Annotated in this window: 15 protein-coding genes and 2 tRNA genes; 16 read left to right on the top strand and 1 reads right to left on the bottom strand. The window is 60.2% G+C overall.

Annotation, left to right across the window (positions count from 1 at the left end; all coding sequences use genetic code 11):
- Positions 1 to 233 precede the first annotated feature (233 nt).
- The 4 genes from carA to ACSSU5_RS07160 all read left to right on the top strand — a co-directional run bounded on the left by carA (position 234) and on the right by ACSSU5_RS07160 (position 5,604).
- Positions 234 to 1,370: a glutamine-hydrolyzing carbamoyl-phosphate synthase small subunit gene (carA, locus tag ACSSU5_RS07175; protein WP_492560876.1), complete on the top strand. Its 1,137-nt coding sequence runs from the start codon at positions 234 to 236 to the stop codon at positions 1,368 to 1,370.
- A 106-nt stretch (positions 1,371 to 1,476) separates the two neighbouring features.
- On the top strand, positions 1,477 to 4,698 hold the full coding sequence (gene carB, locus ACSSU5_RS07170; protein ID WP_492560875.1) for a carbamoyl-phosphate synthase large subunit: 3,222 nt from the start codon (positions 1,477 to 1,479) through the stop codon (positions 4,696 to 4,698).
- Positions 4,695 to 5,177 (top strand): transcription elongation factor GreA, encoded by a 483-nt coding sequence (gene greA, locus ACSSU5_RS07165; RefSeq protein ID WP_264311516.1) that lies wholly within the window; start codon positions 4,695 to 4,697, stop codon positions 5,175 to 5,177. Before carB ends, greA begins: the two co-directional genes overlap by 4 nt.
- A complete protein-coding gene (locus ACSSU5_RS07160) occupies positions 5,155 to 5,604 on the top strand; it encodes an MFS transporter (RefSeq protein WP_264311517.1) in 450 nt (149 codons plus the stop codon). Before greA ends, ACSSU5_RS07160 begins: the two co-directional genes overlap by 23 nt.
- Positions 5,605 to 5,616: 12 nt before the next feature.
- Here the strand turns inward: ACSSU5_RS07160 and ACSSU5_RS07155 are convergent, their stop codons facing one another.
- On the bottom strand, positions 5,617 to 5,925 hold the full coding sequence (locus ACSSU5_RS07155; RefSeq protein ID WP_027595032.1) for a YhbY family RNA-binding protein: 309 nt from the start codon (positions 5,923 to 5,925) through the stop codon (positions 5,617 to 5,619).
- Between the two features lie 102 nt (positions 5,926 to 6,027).
- Between ACSSU5_RS07155 and rlmE the strand changes: the two genes are divergently transcribed.
- The 12 genes from rlmE (at position 6,028) to rbfA (ending at position 17,692) form a co-directional block, all read left to right on the top strand.
- Complete coding sequence (rlmE, locus tag ACSSU5_RS07150) at positions 6,028 to 6,654, top strand: 23S rRNA (uridine(2552)-2'-O)-methyltransferase RlmE (RefSeq protein WP_258703328.1); 627 nt, start codon at positions 6,028 to 6,030, stop codon at positions 6,652 to 6,654.
- 203 nt (positions 6,655 to 6,857) lie between these two features.
- Complete coding sequence (ftsH, locus tag ACSSU5_RS07145; RefSeq protein ID WP_264311518.1) at positions 6,858 to 8,762, top strand: ATP-dependent zinc metalloprotease FtsH; 1,905 nt, start codon at positions 6,858 to 6,860, stop codon at positions 8,760 to 8,762.
- Positions 8,763 to 8,770: 8 nt separating this feature from the next.
- Positions 8,771 to 9,622, top strand: a complete 852-nt coding sequence (folP, locus tag ACSSU5_RS07140; protein WP_492560874.1) for a dihydropteroate synthase — start codon at positions 8,771 to 8,773, stop codon at positions 9,620 to 9,622.
- Between the two features lie 16 nt (positions 9,623 to 9,638).
- The gene (gene glmM / locus ACSSU5_RS07135; protein ID WP_264311520.1) at positions 9,639 to 10,979 is read left to right on the top strand and encodes a phosphoglucosamine mutase; all 1,341 of its coding nucleotides are present in this window, start codon (positions 9,639 to 9,641) and stop codon (positions 10,977 to 10,979) included.
- A gap of 65 nt (positions 10,980 to 11,044) precedes the next feature.
- The gene (gene tpiA / locus ACSSU5_RS07130; RefSeq protein ID WP_264311521.1) at positions 11,045 to 11,800 is read left to right on the top strand and encodes a triose-phosphate isomerase; all 756 of its coding nucleotides are present in this window, start codon (positions 11,045 to 11,047) and stop codon (positions 11,798 to 11,800) included.
- Positions 11,801 to 11,804: 4 nt separating this feature from the next.
- Positions 11,805 to 12,200 carry a preprotein translocase subunit SecG gene (gene secG / locus ACSSU5_RS07125; RefSeq protein WP_264311522.1) on the top strand — a complete coding sequence of 132 codons (396 nt, stop codon included), beginning with the start codon at positions 11,805 to 11,807 and terminating at the stop codon, positions 12,198 to 12,200.
- Between the two features lie 21 nt (positions 12,201 to 12,221).
- A tRNA-Leu gene (locus ACSSU5_RS07120) sits at positions 12,222 to 12,307 on the top strand.
- A 99-nt stretch (positions 12,308 to 12,406) separates the two neighbouring features.
- Positions 12,407 to 12,483, top strand: a tRNA-Met gene (locus ACSSU5_RS07115).
- Positions 12,484 to 12,615: 132 nt separating this feature from the next.
- On the top strand, positions 12,616 to 13,074 hold the full coding sequence (gene rimP / locus ACSSU5_RS07110; RefSeq protein WP_264311523.1) for a ribosome maturation factor RimP: 459 nt from the start codon (positions 12,616 to 12,618) through the stop codon (positions 13,072 to 13,074).
- 59 nt (positions 13,075 to 13,133) lie between these two features.
- Positions 13,134 to 14,615, top strand: coding sequence for a transcription termination factor NusA (gene nusA, locus ACSSU5_RS07105; protein WP_027595024.1), 1,482 nt, complete (start codon positions 13,134 to 13,136; stop codon positions 14,613 to 14,615).
- Positions 14,616 to 14,642: 27 nt separating this feature from the next.
- The gene (infB, locus tag ACSSU5_RS07100) at positions 14,643 to 17,177 is read left to right on the top strand and encodes a translation initiation factor IF-2 (protein ID WP_264311524.1); all 2,535 of its coding nucleotides are present in this window, start codon (positions 14,643 to 14,645) and stop codon (positions 17,175 to 17,177) included.
- Positions 17,178 to 17,293: 116 nt separating this feature from the next.
- Positions 17,294 to 17,692, top strand: a complete 399-nt coding sequence (gene rbfA / locus ACSSU5_RS07095) for a 30S ribosome-binding factor RbfA (RefSeq protein ID WP_264311525.1) — start codon at positions 17,294 to 17,296, stop codon at positions 17,690 to 17,692.
- Position 17,693: the final 1 nt, after the last annotated feature.

Here is a 17,693-nt window from a genome sequence, read left to right as displayed (position 1 = left end):
GCCCGCGAAGAAGCCACCGCAGTTCATCAGGTCTGTCGCAATCATGTGTTTTAGAGACACATATACGGTAGACCCAAAACGCACTTTTCTGTAAGCTACAGCTTTAGTGTGTCCACTAAAAGCGCGCAGCGAATTGAATTCAGCACATGAAAGCGGGGTGACGTGTCCATACGTCACTCCGCTTTTTTGCAACCTGCGATCGCCCTTTCATGCTTGATTTACGGGAGGTCTTCTTGACAAAGCCAGCCATACTCGCCCTTGCCGACGGCAGTATTTTTCGCGGTGAAGCCATCGGTGCCGACGGTCAGACCGTTGGTGAGGTGGTATTCAACACCGCTATGACCGGCTACCAGGAAATCCTTACAGACCCTTCCTACGCCCAGCAAATCGTTACCCTGACCTATCCGCACATTGGCAACACCGGCACCACGCCGGAAGACGCCGAGTCGAACCGCGTCTGGTCCGCCGGCCTGGTCATCCGTGACCTGCCGCTGCTGGCCAGCAACTGGCGTAACACCCAGTCGCTGCCTGACTACCTCAAGGCCAACAACGTCGTCGCCATCGCTGGCATCGACACCCGTCGCCTGACCCGTATCCTGCGTGAAAAGGGCGCTCAGAACGGCTGCATCCTCGCCGGTGACAACATCAGCGAAGAAGCCGCCATCGCCGCTGCCCGCGCCTTCCCGGGCCTCAAGGGCATGGACCTGGCCAAGGTCGTTTCCACCACGGAGCGCTACGAGTGGCGCGAAAGCGTCTGGGAACTGAAAACCGACAGCCACCCGACCCTGGAAGCCTCCGAGCTGCCCTACCACGTGGTCGCCTTCGACTACGGCGTCAAGCTGAACATCCTGCGCATGCTGGTTGCCCGTGGCTGCCGCGTGACCGTGGTGCCTGCCCAGACCCCAGCCAGCGAAGTGCTCGCCCTCAACCCCGATGGCGTGTTCCTGTCCAACGGCCCTGGCGACCCTGAGCCGTGCGACTACGCGATCCAGGCGATCAAAGAGATCCTCGAAACCGAGATCCCGGTATTCGGCATCTGCCTGGGCCACCAGCTGCTGGCGTTGGCCTCCGGCGCCAAGACCCTGAAAATGGGCCACGGCCACCATGGCGCCAACCACCCCGTCCAGGACCTGGACACCGGTGTGGTCATGATCACCAGCCAGAACCACGGTTTCGCCGTTGACGAAGCCACCCTGCCGGGCAATGTCCGCGCCATCCACAAGTCGCTGTTCGACGGCACCCTGCAGGGTATCGAGCGCACCGACAAGAGCGCGTTCAGCTTCCAGGGCCACCCTGAAGCGAGCCCAGGCCCGACTGACGTCGCGCCACTGTTCGATCGTTTCACTGATGCCATGGCCAAGCGCCGCTGAGCATCCTGCATCAAGGCCCCGGGCCGGCTCGCGCCGCGCCCGGAAGCGCCTGACCCAGATTGTTCAAGACGGCTTGCCGACTGACCCGCGGATTTGAGTGACAACCATGCCAAAACGTACAGACATTAAAAGCATCCTGATTCTCGGCGCTGGCCCGATCGTGATCGGCCAGGCCTGCGAATTCGACTACTCCGGCGCCCAGGCTTGTAAAGCCCTGCGCGAGGAAGGTTTCCGCGTCATCCTGGTGAACTCCAACCCAGCCACCATCATGACCGACCCGTCGATGGCCGACGCTACCTACATCGAGCCGATCAAGTGGCAGTCGGTAGCCAAGATCATCGAAAAAGAACGCCCAGACGCGGTCCTGCCGACCATGGGTGGCCAGACCGCACTGAACTGCGCCCTGGACCTGGAGCGCCATGGCGTTCTGGAGAAGTTCGGCGTAGAGATGATCGGTGCCAACGCTGACACCATCGACAAGGCAGAAGACCGTTCGCGCTTCGACAAGGCGATGAAGGACATCGGCCTGGAGTGCCCGCGCTCCGGTATCGCCCACAGCATGGAAGAGGCCTATGCGGTCCTCGAAAAGCTCGGCTTCCCGTGCATCATTCGCCCGTCGTTCACCATGGGCGGCACCGGTGGCGGTATTGCTTACAACCGTGAAGAGTTCGAAGAAATCTGCACCCGTGGTCTGGACCTGTCGCCGACCAAAGAGCTGCTGATCGACGAATCGCTGATCGGCTGGAAAGAGTACGAGATGGAAGTGGTCCGCGACAAAAAGGACAACTGCATCATCGTCTGCTCGATCGAAAACTTCGACCCGATGGGCGTGCACACCGGTGACTCGATCACCGTTGCCCCTGCGCAGACCCTGACCGACAAGGAATACCAGATCATGCGCAACGCCTCGCTGGCGGTGCTGCGTGAAATCGGTGTCGAAACTGGCGGTTCCAACGTGCAGTTCGGTATCTGCCCAGACACCGGCCGCATGGTCGTCATCGAGATGAACCCGCGCGTATCGCGTTCGTCCGCCCTGGCTTCGAAGGCCACCGGCTTCCCGATCGCCAAGATCGCCGCCAAGCTGGCCATTGGTTACACCCTCGACGAGTTGCAGAACGACATCACCGGCGGCCGCACCCCAGCGTCCTTCGAGCCGTCGATCGACTACGTCGTCACCAAGCTGCCACGTTTCGCCTTCGAGAAGTTCCCGAAAGCCGACGCCCGCCTGACCACCCAGATGAAGTCCGTGGGTGAAGTCATGGCCATCGGCCGTACCTTCCAGGAATCCCTGCAGAAAGCCCTGCGCGGCCTGGAAGTCGGTGCCTGCGGCCTGGACCCGAAAGTCGACCTGGCCAGCCCAGAAGCTGCCAGCATCCTCAAGCGCGAGCTGACCGTGCCGGGCGCCGAGCGCATCTGGTACGTCGCCGACGCCATGCGCTCGGGCATGACCTGCGAAGAGATCTTTGCCCTGACCGGCATCGACATGTGGTTCCTGGTTCAGATGGAAGATCTGATCAAGGAAGAAGAGAAGGTCAAGACCCTCGCCCTGTCGGCCATCGACAAGAACCTGATGCTGCGCCTCAAGCGCAAGGGCTTCTCGGACCAGCGTTTGGCTGTGCTGCTCGGCATCACTGACAAGAACCTGCGTCGCCACCGCCACAAGCTGGAAGTGTTCCCGGTCTACAAGCGCGTCGACACCTGCGCTGCCGAGTTCGCCACCGACACCGCCTACCTGTACTCGACCTACGAGGAAGAGTGCGAGGCCAACCCGTCGACCCGCGACAAAATCATGATTCTGGGTGGCGGCCCTAACCGTATCGGCCAAGGCATCGAGTTCGACTACTGCTGCGTACACGCGGCACTGGCCCTGCGTGAAGACGGTTACGAGACCATCATGGTCAACTGCAACCCAGAAACCGTCTCCACCGACTACGACACATCCGACCGTCTGTACTTCGAGCCGCTGACCTTGGAAGACGTGCTGGAAGTCTGCCGCGTCGAGAAGCCGAAGGGCGTGATCGTCCATTACGGCGGCCAGACCCCTTTGAAACTCGCGCGCGCCCTGGAAGAGGCCGGCGTACCGATCATCGGTACCAGCCCAGACGCCATCGACCGTGCCGAAGACCGTGAGCGTTTCCAGCAGATGGTTCAGCGCCTGAACCTGCTGCAGCCGCCAAACGCCACCGTGCGCAGCGAAGAAGAGGCAATCCGTGCCGCTGGCGGTATCGGTTACCCGCTGGTGGTGCGCCCGTCCTACGTGCTGGGTGGCCGCGCCATGGAGATCGTCTACGAACTGGACGAGCTCAAGCGCTACCTGCGTGAGGCGGTACAGGTTTCCAACGACAGCCCGGTACTGCTCGACCACTTCCTCAACTGCGCCATCGAGATGGACGTGGATGCGGTCTGCGACGGCACTGACGTGGTGATCGGCGCGATCATGCAGCACATCGAGCAGGCGGGTGTTCACTCCGGTGACTCGGCGTGCTCGCTGCCACCGTACTCGCTGCCGGCCCACGTGCAGGACGAAGTCCGCGAACAGGTCAAGAAAATGGCCTTGGAGCTGGGCGTAGTCGGCCTGATGAACGTTCAGCTGGCCCTGCAGGGCGACAAGATCTACGTGATCGAAGTCAACCCGCGCGCTTCGCGTACCGTACCGTTCGTCTCCAAGTGCATCGGCACCTCCCTGGCGATGATCGCGGCCCGTGTCATGGCTGGCAAAACCCTGAAAGAGATCGGTTTCACCCAGGAAATCATCCCGAACTTCTACAGCGTCAAGGAAGCCGTCTTCCCGTTCGCCAAGTTCCCAGGGGTTGACCCGATCCTCGGCCCTGAGATGAAATCGACCGGTGAAGTCATGGGCGTCGGCGATAGCTTCGGTGAAGCCTTTGCCAAGGCCCAGATGGGTGCCAGCGAAGTGCTGCCGACCGGCGGTACTGCGTTCATCAGCGTGCGTGACGACGACAAGCCACAAGTGGCTGGCGTTGCCCGCGACCTGATCGCCCTGGGCTTCGAAGTGGTTGCTACTGCCGGCACCGCCAAGGTTATCGAGGCGGCAGGCCTGAAAGTGCGCCGTGTGAACAAAGTGACCGAAGGTCGTCCGCACGTGGTAGACATGATCAAGAACGACGAAGTGTCGCTGATCATCAACACCACCGAAGGCCGTCAGTCGATCGCTGATTCCTACTCGATTCGTCGCAATGCGCTGCAGCACAAGATTTACTGCACCACCACCATTGCGGCCGGTGAAGCCATCTGCGAAGCGTTGAAGTTTGGTCCTGAGAAGACCGTTCGTCGCTTGCAGGATCTGCATGCAGGACTCAAAGCATGAGCATTACCAAATACCCGATGACCGTCCAGGGCGCTCGCGCCCTGGAAGAAGAGCACCTTTTCCTGAGCAAGACCGAGCGCCCGCGCTTGAGTCAGGCCATTGGTGAGGCGCGCGAGCTGGGCGATCTCAAGGAAAACGCCGAATACCATGCCGCCCGTGAGGAGCAGGGCATGGTCGAGGCGCGTATCCGCGATATCGAAGGCCGCCTGCAGAACTCGGTCGTGATCGACGTGACCACCATTGCCCATACCGGCAAGGTCATTTTCGGCACCACCGTTGAGCTGGCCAATACCGAGACCGACGAGCGGGTGAAGTACCAGATCGTTGGTGAGGACGAAGCCAACATCAAGCTCGGCAAGCTTTCGGCAGGTGCGCCGATTGCCCGTGCCATCATCGGCAAGGAAGAAGGCGACATCGTCGTCATCAAGACGCCAAGCGGCACGGTCGAGTACGAGATTGTCGAAGTCCAGCACATCTGACCGGCGCCTGCGGGCGCCATCCCTTGAAGGGATCCTCTGGCAGCTGGCCCAGGTTTTCTGGGTCGGCGGCTTGTGGGTGTTCCATGTGGGGCTGGTGCCCGCGCTCAAAGTCACTGGCTTGGCGCCGTTGCTGGTGCAGGACGTCGCTGGCCAGATCGATCGTTGGTTGGTCGGGGTGGCGCTGCTTGGGTTGTTGACCCAGTTGGCGGTATTGGCGAGGGTGGACGGCCTGTCAGCCTGGTGGCGGCAGTTCCGTGGGCAGATGCTGTTGCTCGGCTTTGGCGCTTGCGTCAGCTACTACACGTTGCGCTACGGGGTTTCCGTGGGCGAGCGTTGGCAGATGTTCTGTTTTCTGGTGCTGGGTTTTTCCGGCATCGTGCTGGTAGCCCAACCAGTACCGGTCAGGGCGCGCCAGGCGCGCCACTGATCGGAGCCGCTGTTACTTGAAGCGGTGGATGTTGGACAGCTGTTTGTTAGGCTGTGGGTTCTTGCGGTAGATCAGCGCTTTCTTGCCGATGGTCTGCACCAGCTCAGCGCGGCCGACCTTGCACAATTCGGCAATGGCGGCGGCACGTTCTTCACGATCTTCGGAGCGAATCTCGACCTTGATCAGTTCATGATCGGCGAGTGCGCGTTCCAGTTCGGCGGCAACGCCTTCGTTAACACCGTTGCCAGCAACGATCAGGACCGGCTTCAGGTCATGACCAATGGACTTGTATTGCTTCTTCTGCTCGTTATTGAGCGGCATAATCTGACCCTTTCCGTCTGATTCTGTAAAATTGACAGGCATTTTACCCGAGGGCCCCTGGCTCCGCCCAGTCAATCACGACGCATATCATCGAGGTGCCCCGTGGTACAACGTTCCAAAAGCAGCGCTAACTGGCTGCGAGAGCATTTTAACGACCCTTTTGTGAAGCAGGCGCAGAAGGATGGCTACCGCTCGCGTGCGAGCTACAAACTGCTGGAGATCCAGGAGAAAGACCGCCTGATCCGCCCTGGCATGAGTGTGATCGACCTGGGCGCTGCGCCTGGTGGCTGGTCGCAGGTGACCAGTCGTCTGATTGGTGGCCAAGGCCGTCTGATCGCCTCGGACATCCTGGAAATGGACTCGATCCCTGACGTTACCTTCATTCAAGGCGACTTCACTCAGGATGAAGTCCTGCAGCAGATCCTCGACGCCGTCGGTGATTCTCACGTAGACCTTGTGATTTCCGACATGGCCCCCAATATGAGTGGTACGCCTGAGGTGGATATGCCACGCGCCATGTTCCTGTGCGAATTGGCACTGGACCTGGCCACCCGCGTGCTCAAGCCTGGTGGTGACTTCCTCATCAAGATTTTCCAGGGCGAAGGCTTTGACATGTACCTGAAGGACGTGCGCACCAAGTTCGACAAGGTACAGATGCGCAAGCCATCGTCTTCGCGGGATCGCTCGCGTGAGCAGTACCTGCTGGGTAAAGGTTTCAAAGGCGTGTGAAAGGCGTGCTACGGGATGGTCGATAGTTAATTCCAATCGGCCGCCCCGTCTGTATCGTCCGAACTTCGTGTAGTCTAGGTTTCACAAAGGGTTACAGACGGTGCCTGCGGATGCGTAGGTAATGTAGTAAGTTAGGGCGATGAATATCATGCGAGGCACGGCTGCGTCGTGCGCCGGCCTCAGAGGGTAGCGAATTGAACGACATGGCAAAGAATCTGATCCTGTGGTTGATCATCGCGGCTGTCCTGGTGACAGTGATGAACAACTTCTCCAGCCCTAACGAGCCGCAGACCCTCAACTACTCCGACTTCATCCAGCAGGTTAAAGACGGGAAAGTCGAGCGTGTGACCGTCGACGGCTACATCATTACCGGCAAGCGTGCTGACGGCGACAACTTCAAGACCGTGCGCCCGGCCATTACCGACAATGGCCTGATCGGCGACCTGGTCGACAACCACGTCGTTGTCGAAGGCAAGCAGCCTGAGCAACAGAGCATCTGGACTCAGTTGCTGGTAGCCAGCTTCCCGATCCTGGTAATCATTGCGGTATTCATGTTCTTCATGCGCCAGATGCAAGGTGGCGCGGGCGGCAAAGGCGGGCCGATGAGTTTCGGCAAGAGCAAGGCGCGCCTGTTGTCCGAAGACCAGGTCAAGACCACCCTGGCTGACGTCGCAGGTTGCGACGAAGCCAAGGAAGAGGTCGGCGAACTGGTCGAGTTTCTGCGCGACCCGGGCAAGTTCCAGCGCCTCGGCGGCCGTATTCCGCGCGGTGTGCTGATGGTTGGCCCCCCGGGTACCGGTAAGACCCTGCTGGCCAAGGCCATCGCAGGTGAGGCGAAAGTGCCGTTCTTCACCATTTCCGGTTCGGACTTCGTTGAAATGTTCGTTGGTGTGGGTGCCAGCCGTGTGCGCGACATGTTCGAGCAGGCCAAGAAGCACGCGCCATGCATCATCTTCATCGACGAAATCGATGCCGTTGGTCGCCACCGTGGCGCCGGCATGGGCGGTGGTCACGACGAGCGTGAACAGACCCTCAACCAGTTGCTGGTAGAGATGGACGGCTTCGAGATGAACGATGGCATCATCGTCATCGCCGCCACCAACCGTCCAGACGTCCTCGACCCGGCGCTGCTGCGTCCTGGTCGTTTCGACCGCCAGGTGGTGGTCGGCCTGCCGGACATTCGCGGTCGTGAGCAGATTCTCAAGGTGCACATGCGCAAGGTGCCGGTTGGCGAGAACGTCAACCCGGCGGTCATTGCCCGTGGCACTCCAGGCTTCTCCGGTGCCGATCTGGCCAACCTGGTCAACGAAGCTTCGCTGTTTGCCGCCCGCTCCAACAAGCGCCTGGTCGAAATGAAAGAGTTCGAACTGGCCAAAGACAAGATCATGATGGGCGCAGAGCGCAAGTCTATGGTCATGTCCGAGAAGGAAAAACAGAACACCGCCTACCACGAAGCCGGTCACGCCATCGTGGGTCGCCTGGTGCCTGAGCATGACCCGGTCTACAAGGTCTCTATCATCCCGCGTGGTCGTGCCCTGGGTGTGACCATGTTCCTGCCTGAGGAAGACCGTTACAGCCTGTCCAAGCGTGCGCTGATCAGCCAGATCTGCTCGCTGTACGGCGGCCGTATCGCCGAAGAGATGACCTTGGGCTTCGATGGCGTCACCACCGGTGCCTCCAACGACATCATGCGTGCCAGCCAGATTGCCCGGAACATGGTCACCAAGTGGGGCCTTTCCGAGAAGCTTGGCCCGTTGATGTATGCCGAAGAAGAGGGTGAGGTGTTCCTCGGCCGTAGTGCCGGCAGCCAGCACGCCAGCGTGTCGGGCGAAACCGCCAAGCTGATCGACTCGGAAGTGCGCAGCATCATCGACCAGTGCTACGCCACTGCCAAGCAACTGCTGACTGACAACCGCGACAAGCTCGATGCCATGGCTGACGCGCTGATGAAGTACGAGACCATCGACGCCGAGCAGATCGACGATATCATGGCCGGCCGTACCCCTCGCGAACCGCGGGACTGGGATGGTGACTCGGCTTCAGGTACCCCTGCAGCCCAGGGTGATCGCCCAGAATCGCCGATTGGCGGCCCAGCGGCTCAACACTAAGGGCATCTATGAGTTCAGTGCAGTACCCAACCCGGTTGCCTTGCGGCAACCGGGTTCTTGATTTGTCGCGTACCCATGTCATGGGTATCCTCAATATCACCCCCGACTCCTTCTCCGATGGCGGGCGCTTCAGTCAGCGCGACGCAGCGCTGCGCCATGCCGAAGCGATGGTGGCCGCCGGCGCCACGCTGATCGACATCGGTGGCGAATCCACCCGCCCAGGTGCTCGTGCAGTGTCCGTGACCGAAGAAATCGAGCGCGTGGCGCCGATGGTCGAGGCGATAAGCAGCCGCCTGGATGTGGTCATTTCGGTCGATACGTCCACGCCTGCGGTGATCCGTGAGTCTGCGCGGCTGGGGGCTGGCCTGATCAACGACGTTCGCGCCCTGGAGCGCGATGGTGCCCTGGACGCCGCGGCTGATACCGGTCTGCCGGTCTGCCTGATGCACATGCGTGGCGAGCCGGGCAACATGCAGGACGACCCGCATTACGATGATGTGACGGCTGACGTAACGCGATATCTTGAGCAACGGATGGCCGCCTGCGCATCGGCGGGCATCGATGCAAGCAGAATCATTCTTGACCCAGGCTTCGGTTTTGCCAAAACGCTGGCGCACAACCTGAGCCTGTTCAAGCACATGGAAGCGCTCTATCGCCTTGGGCGCCCACTGTTGGTGGGCGTTTCACGAAAGAGCATGATCGGCCTGACGCTGGATCGTCCGGTCGGCGAGCGTTTGTACGGCAGCTTGGCGCTGGCAGCGTTGGCCATGACCAAGGGGGCGAGCATCCTTCGCGTCCATGATGTGGCCGAAACTGTCGATGTAGTACGCATGATCGCTGCGGTACAAAACGCCGAATAAGAACATTGGAGTCGCTATGAGCAGAAAATACTTTGGTACCGACGGCATTCGTGGCCGCGTCGGCGAATTCCCGATTACGCCGGACTTCATGCTGAAGCTCGGTTGGGCGGCCGGCATGGCCTTCCGCAAGCAAGGCCATTGCCGTGTGCTGGTGGGCAAGGACACGCGTATTTCCGGTTACATGTTCGAATCTGCACTCGAAGCCGGGCTTTCCGCGGCCGGTGCCGATGTGATGCTGCTCGGGCCGATGCCGACCCCGGCCATCGCCTACCTGACGCGCACGTTCCACGCCGAAGCCGGCATTGTCATCAGCGCTTCGCACAATCCGCACGATGACAACGGCATCAAGTTCTTCTCTGGCCAGGGCACCAAGCTGCCTGACGAAGTCGAGCTGATGATCGAAGAGCTGCTCGATCAGCCCATGACGGTGGTTGAGTCGGGCAAGCTGGGCAAGGTCTCGCGTATCAACGACGCGGCCGGCCGTTATATCGAGTTCTGCAAGAGCAGCGTGCCATCGAGCACACTCTTCGAAGGGCTCAAGCTGGTGGTCGATTGCGCCCACGGCGCCACGTACAAGGTCGCGCCGAGCGTGTTCCGCGAGCTGGGTGCCGACGTGACCATTCTGAATGCTCAGCCCGACGGGCTGAACATCAACGAAGGCTGCGGCTCGACCCACATCGAGTCACTGCAGGCTGCCGTCCTGGTCGGTCATGCGGACCTCGGTATTGCCTTTGATGGCGACGGTGACCGGGTGTTGATGGTCGATCACACCGGTGCCATCGTCGATGGTGACGAATTGCTGTTCATCATCGCGCGTGACCTGCATGACCGCGGCAAGCTGCAGGGCGGGGTAGTGGGTACGCTGATGAGCAACCTGGGCCTTGAGCTCGCGCTCAAGGAGCTGGACATTCCGTTCGTGCGGGCCAAGGTTGGCGACCGTTACGTCATGGCCGAGCTGCTCGAGCGCGAGTGGCTGGTCGGTGGCGAAAACTCCGGGCATGTCGTGTGCTGCAACCACACCACCACCGGTGATGCGATCATCGCCGCACTGCAGGTGCTGATGGCGCTCAAGCGTCGCGCAGAGACGCTGGCCCAGGCCCGTCAGGCCCTGCGCAAGTGCCCTCAGGTGCTGATCAACGTGCGCTATGGGGCAAGCAAGGTCGACCCTCTGGAGCACCCAGCGGTCAAGGAAGCCAGTGCCAAGGTTACCGAGGCAATGGCCGGTCGTGGTCGCGTGCTGCTGCGCAAATCCGGCACCGAGCCATTGGTGCGGGTCATGGTCGAAGGCGATGACGAAAGTCAGGTTCGCGCCCATGCCGAAGCGCTGGCGAAACTGGTCGGCGAAGTTTGTGTCTGAAGGCGCTTGCCAGCGCAGATCTGGTTGGGTAAGATCTGCGCCCACTTTGACCGACGAGGTAAAGCATGCGTCGCCCCATGGTAGCTGGTAACTGGAAGATGCACGGTACCCGCGCCAGCGTCGCTGAGCTGACCGAGGGCTTGAGCAATCTCGCCCTGCCGAGCGGAGTGGAAGTCGCGGTGTTTCCACCGGCCTTGTTCATCAATCAAGTGATTGATGGCCTGGCAGGTAAAGAAATAACTGTCGGCGCACAGAATTCTGCTGTACAACCCGAACAGGGTGCGCTGACCGGGGAAGTTTCCCCGGAGCAGCTGGCCGAAGTGGGCTGCAAGTTGGTGTTGGTCGGGCATTCGGAGCGTCGTCAGATCATTGGCGAAAGTGATGAAGTGCTTAACCGCAAGTTTGCAGCCGCACAGGCCAAAGGTTTGAAGCCAGTGCTTTGCATAGGGGAAACCCTTGAAGAGCGCGAGGCGGGCAAGACACTCGAAGTTGTCGGGCGTCAACTAAGCAGTATCATCGAAGCGTTCGGTGTTAAGGCTTTTGCCAATGCAGTAATTGCTTATGAGCCTGTATGGGCCATCGGCACTGGCCTAACGGCCACGCCACAACAGGCTCAGGATGTGCACGCAGCCATCCGCGGTCAGTTGGCGGCAGAAGATGCTGAAGTGGCTGCGAAGGTGCAGCTGCTCTACGGCGGCAGCGTGAAGGCGGCCAATGCGGCCGAACTGTTCGGCATGCCGGATATCGATGGGGGGCTCATTGGTGGAGCGTCCCTGAACGCAGACGAATTCGGTGCAATTTGTCGCGCCGCAGGAAACTGAACAAATGCTGGAAACAGTCATCGTTGTTTTTCATCTGTTGGCAGCTCTGTCGCTAGTAGTGCTGGTTCTGTTGCAACAGGGTAAGGGTGCGGAAGCAGGTGCATCTTTCGGCGCAGGTGCTTCAAATACTGTGTTCGGAAGCCAGGGTTCTGCAACCTTCCTAAGTAAATTCACTGCAATACTCGCTGCCACTTTCTTTTTGACAGCACTTGGGTTAGGATACTTCGCCAAGGAACAAGCTCACAAGCTGACCCAGGCGGGCCTTCCAGATCCAGCAGTGTTGGAAGTGAAAGAGCAGAAGCCGGCAGTAAATGATGATGTACCGGTGCTCCAACAGCAGAAGAGCGAAACCACTCCTACAACGGGTGATGTACCTCCTCCGGCTCAAGAGCAGAAGTAACGGGTTTCAAGATGTAGTATTGCCGAGGTGGTGGAATTGGTAGACACGCAACCTTGAGGTGGTTGTGCCCATAGGGTGTAGGGGTTCGAGTCCCCTTCTCGGTACCAATTGAAGCAAGAGAGCCCGCTTTGAGCGGGCTTTCTTGTAGGTGGAGGTTGGATTGACCCAGTACAGGGTTCGGTCTTATACTTTCGCCCCAGCTTTGTCGCGGGGTGGAGCAGCTTGGTAGCTCGTCGGGCTCATAACCCGAAGGTCGTTGGTTCAAATCCAGCCCCCGCAACCAGCTTCAGCGGAGCCCCTTTTCAGGGGCTTTTTGCTAGCCGAACAGTTTTTTCGGCGTCGTTGTCCAACGGCGCTTTCAGGGATGGGCGCTTCGCCCATTTTTTATTTGCACAGCATGCACGAGGGGGTTCAGGTGTCGAGCAAGCTAGAACAGTTGCAGGCCTTGTTGGCCCCGGTGGTTACGGGGCTGGGCTTTGAATGCTGGGGGATCGAGTTCGTCTCCCAGGGCAAGCATTCGGTACTACGCGTCTATATCGACAAAGAAGGCGGGATTCTGGTGGACGACTGCGCAATCGTCAGCCGCCAGATCAGCGGTGTTCTCGATGTAGAAGATCCGATCAGCTCTGAATACACCCTTGAGGTGTCCTCTCCAGGCATGGAACGCCCACTGTTCACGCTTGAACAGTTTGCCTCGCATGCCGGCGAACAAGTGAAGATCAAGCTGCGCTCACCCTTCGAGGGTCGTCGTAACTTCCAGGGCCTTCTCCGCGGTGTGGAGGAGCAGGATGTGGTGGTCCAGGTGGACGACCAGGAGTTCCTGTTGCCGATCGACTCGATCGACAAGGCCAATATTATTCCCAGTTTTGACTGAGACGTGCCGGGCCCGGCGGACTATCCGGGCCTAATGGCTTGCGCAAGGCGAGGCGTACGATGAGCAAAGAAGTACTGCTGGTTGTTGAATCGGTATCCAACGAAAAAGGTGTACCGCCCGGCGTCATTTTCGAAGCGCTGGAAGTGGCCCTGGCCACTGCAACCAAAAAACGTTTTGAGGACGAAGTCGACCTGCGTGTGGAAATCAACCGCCACACCGGTAGCTACGAGACCTTCCGTCGCTGGACCGTGGTCGATGAAGCCGATCTTGATGATCCGGCGATCGAGACCTGGTTGAGCAAGATTCACGAGACCCACCCTGAAGCCAAGGTCGGTGACGTGATCGAGGAGAAGATCGAGTCTATCGAGTTCGGTCGTATCGCCGCCCAGACCGCCAAGCAGGTCATCGTGCAGAAGGTCCGTGAGGCCGAGCGCGCCCAGGTGGTCGATGCCTACCGCGAACGCGTGGGTGAGATCATCTCCGGTACCGTCAAAAAAGTTACCCGCGACAACGTCATCGTTGACCTGGGCAACAACGCCGAGGCCTTGCTGGCTCGCGAAGACATCATTCCCCGCGAGACTTTCCGGGTTGGCGTGCGCCTGCGTGCACTGCTCAAGGAAATCCGCACTGAAAACCGTGGTCCTCAGCTGATCCTGTCGCGCACTGCGCCACAGATGCTGATCGAGCTTTTCCGCATTGAAGTGCCGGAAATTGCCGAGGGCCTCATTGAAGTCATGGCTGCCTCCCGTGATCCGGGTTCGCGAGCCAAGATCGCCGTCCGCTCCAAGGACAAGCGTATCGACCCGCAAGGTGCCTGTATCGGCATGCGCGGTTCGCGCGTCCAGGCCGTATCCGGAGAGTTGGGTGGTGAGCGTGTGGATATCGTCCTCTGGGACGATAACCCGGCGCAGTTCGTCATCAACGCCATGTCGCCGGCTGAAGTCGCGGCGATTATCGTTGACGAGGATGCCCATGCCATGGACATCGCCGTCGCCGAAGACAACCTTGCCCAGGCCATTGGCCGTGGCGGTCAGAACGTTCGTTTGGCCAGTCAGTTGACCGGCTGGACCTTGAACGTGATGACCGAAAAGGACATCCAGGCCAAGCAGCAAGCAGAAACCGGTGACATCCTGCGCAATTTCATCGATGAACTGGAAGTCGACGAGGAGCTGGCCCAAGTGCTGGTCGACGAAGGCTTTACCAGCCTCGAAGAAATTGCCTACGTACCGTTGGAAGAAATGCTCAACATCGATGGCTTTGACGAAGATATCGTCAATGAGCTCCGCGCTCGAGCCAAGGACCGTTTGTTGACCAAGGCCATCGCTACCGAAGAAAAACTGGCAGACGCCCATCCGGCCGAAGACCTGCTCTCCCTTGAGGGCATGGACAAGGACCTGGCGGCGGAACTGGCGGTGCGCGGCGTGGTTAACCGCGAAGACCTGGCCGAGCAGTCGATCGACGATCTGCTCGACATCGACGGCATCGACGAAGAGCGTGCCGGCAAGTTGATCATGGCCGCCCGAGCCCACTGGTTCGAGTAATTAGGCGCGGCCTGAGGAGAGAAGTGCATGACGCAAGTCACGGTGAAAGAACTGGCCCAAGAGGTCGAGGCACCGGTAGAGCGCCTGCTGCAGCAGATGCGTGAGGCAGGTCTGCCGCACACCGACGCCGGTCAGGTAGTGACCGACAATGAGAAGCAGACTCTGCTGACTCATTTGAAAAGCAGCCACAAGAGCAAGGCGGAAGAGCCGCGCAAGATTACCTTGCAGCGCAAAACCACCAGCACCCTGCGTGTCGCCGGTAGCAAGAGCATTAGCGTAGAAGTACGCAAGAAGAAAGTTTTCGTTCAGCGCAGCCCGGAAGAGATCCAGGCTGAGCAGAAGCGCGAGCAAGATGAGCGCCGTGCGGCGGAAAACGCTGCGCGTGACAAGGTTGACGCCGACGTTCGCCAGCGCAACGAAGAGCAGGCCCGTCGTCAGTCCGCTGATGCCGCCCCTGCAGCCCCAGCTGCCAAGCCGGCTGCCGCGCCTGCCGCTGCCGCCGCAGCTGCCCCTGCACCGGTAGTCGCTGACGCGCCGGCATCGGAAGATGCCGCTGCACGTGCCGCCGAGCGCAAGAAAGACGAGACCCGTCGCAACGAAAGCCGCACTCGCGATGACGATCGTCGTCGTGGCGAAGCGCCTCGCGTGTCGATCAAGGTCAAGGTCAAGGAGAAGGAAAAAGCGCCGACTCCACGTGCTGCTCCGCGTACTACCGAAGAAGAGAGCGATGGCGGTCGTCGCGGTGGTCGTGGCAAGGGCAAGCTGAAGAAGCGTAATGCTCATGGCTTCCAGAGCCCGACTGGCCCCGTCATCCGTGACGTGACCATCGGCGAGACGATTACCGTCTCTGAACTGGCCAACCAGATGTCCGTCAAGGGCGCTGAAGTGGTCAAGTTCATGTTCAAGATGGGTACTCCGGTCACCATCAACCAGGTGCTCGACCAGGAAACCGCTCAGCTGATCGCAGAAGAGCTGGGCCACAAGGTCAAGCTGGTCAGCGATACTGCGCTGGAAGACTCCCTGGCCGAATCGCTGAAGTTCGAAGGTGAAGCCACGTCGCGTGCCCCGGTCGTTACCGTCATGGGCCACGTTGACCACGGTAAGACCTCGCTGCTCGACTACATCCGTCGTGCCAAGGTTGCTGCTGGCGAAGCCGGCGGTATCACCCAGCACATCGGCGCCTACCACGTGGAAACCGACCGCGGCATGGTCACCTTCCTCGATACCCCGGGCCACGCTGCGTTCACTCAAATGCGCGCTCGTGGTGCCAAGGCGACCGACATCGTCATCCTGGTGGTGGCGGCGGACGACGGCGTGATGCCGCAAACCCGTGAAGCCGTTCAGCATGCCAAGGCTGCTGGCGTCCCACTGGTTGTCGCAGTGAACAAGATCGACAAGCCAGGTGCGGACCTCGATCGTATCCGCAACGAGCTGTCCGTCGAAGGCGTTACCTCCGAGGACTGGGGTGGTGACACGCCGTTCGTCAAGGTTTCGGCGAAGATGGGTACCGGTGTTGACGAACTGCTCGAAGCCGTTCTGCTGCAGGCCGAGATCCTCGAACTGACCGCTACTCCGACCGCTCCTGGTCGTGGTGTCGTCGTCGAATCGCGCCTGGACAAGGGCCGTGGCCCAGTGGCCACCATCCTGGTTCAGGACGGTACCCTGCGTCAGGGCGACATGGTGCTGTGCGGTTCCAACTATGGCCGCGTACGTGCCATGCTCGACGAGAACGGCAAGCCTGTGAAGGAAGCTGGCCCGTCGATCCCGGTCGAGATCCTCGGCCTGGACGGTACCCCGGAAGCCGGTGACGAGCTGTCCGTGGTGGCTGACGAGAAGAAAGCCCGTGAAGTTGCCCTGTTCCGTCAAGGCAAGTACCGCGAGGTCAAGCTGGCCCGTGCTCACGCCGGCAAGCTGGAAAACATCTTCGAGACCATGGGTCAGGAAGAGAAGAAGACCCTCAACATCGTCCTCAAGACCGATGTGCGTGGTTCCCTGGAAGCGTTGAACGGCTCGCTCGGCGGCCTGGGCAACGACGAAGTACAGGTTCGCGTGATCGGTGGTGGCGTTGGTGGTATCACCGAGAGCGACGCCAACCTGGCGCTGGCGTCCAACGCGGTGCTGTTCGGCTTCAACGTGCGTGCCGATGCCGGTGCGCGCAAGATCGTCGAGCAGGAAGGTCTGGATATGCGTTACTACAACGTGATCTACGACATCATCGAAGACGTCAAGAAAGCCCTGACCGGCATGCTCGGCAGCGATGTTCGCGAGAACATCCTGGGTGTCGCCGAAGTGCGTGATGTGTTCCGTTCGCCGAAGTTCGGCGCCGTCGCTGGCTGTATGGTCATCGAAGGTACCGTGTACCGCAACCGTCCGATCCGCGTACTGCGCGAGGACGTTGTGATCTTCGAAGGCGAGCTGGAATCGCTGCGTCGCTTCAAGGACGACGCTGCCGAAGTACGTTCGGGCATGGAGTGCGGTATTGGCGTCAAGAGCTACAACGACGTCAAGGTCGGCGACAAGATCGAAGTCTTCGAGAAAGTCCAGGTGGCTCGTACCCTCTAAGGGCGAGCTTGCCGCAAGCCCCCGCTACAGGGCGGTTGGCGGCGCCTTTATAGGTAGCGCCCGGTCAGGCATCAGCCTGACCGGGCGTTTGCCGCTTTAAGTTACAGGTAGCAAGAATGGCCAAAGAATATAGCCGTACCCAACGTATCGGTGATCAGATGCAGCGCGAGCTGGCCGAACTGATCCGCCGCGAAGTTAAAGATCCACGTGTCGGTCTGGTGACCATCACTGCCGTGGATGTCAGCCGTGACGTGGGCCATGCCAAGGTGTTCATCACCGTCATGGGCGAGGAAACGCCGGATGCCGTGCAGCAGTCGCTCAAGGCGCTGAACAGCGCCGCCAGCTTCCTGCGCCTGCACCTGGGCCGCTCGATGCAACTGCGCAGCGTGCCCCAGCTGCATTTCCACTTCGATGAAAGCGTCAGCCGCGGTGTACACCTGTCGGCGCTGATCGAGCGTGCAGTGGCCGAAGACCGCCTGCACAAGGATACCGACGAGCTGGACACCAAGGAGTAAG

Source organism: Pseudomonas sp. E1MeOHC2, from assembly GCF_058745025.1.
This window is presented reverse-complemented; position numbering and strand designations above follow the sequence as displayed.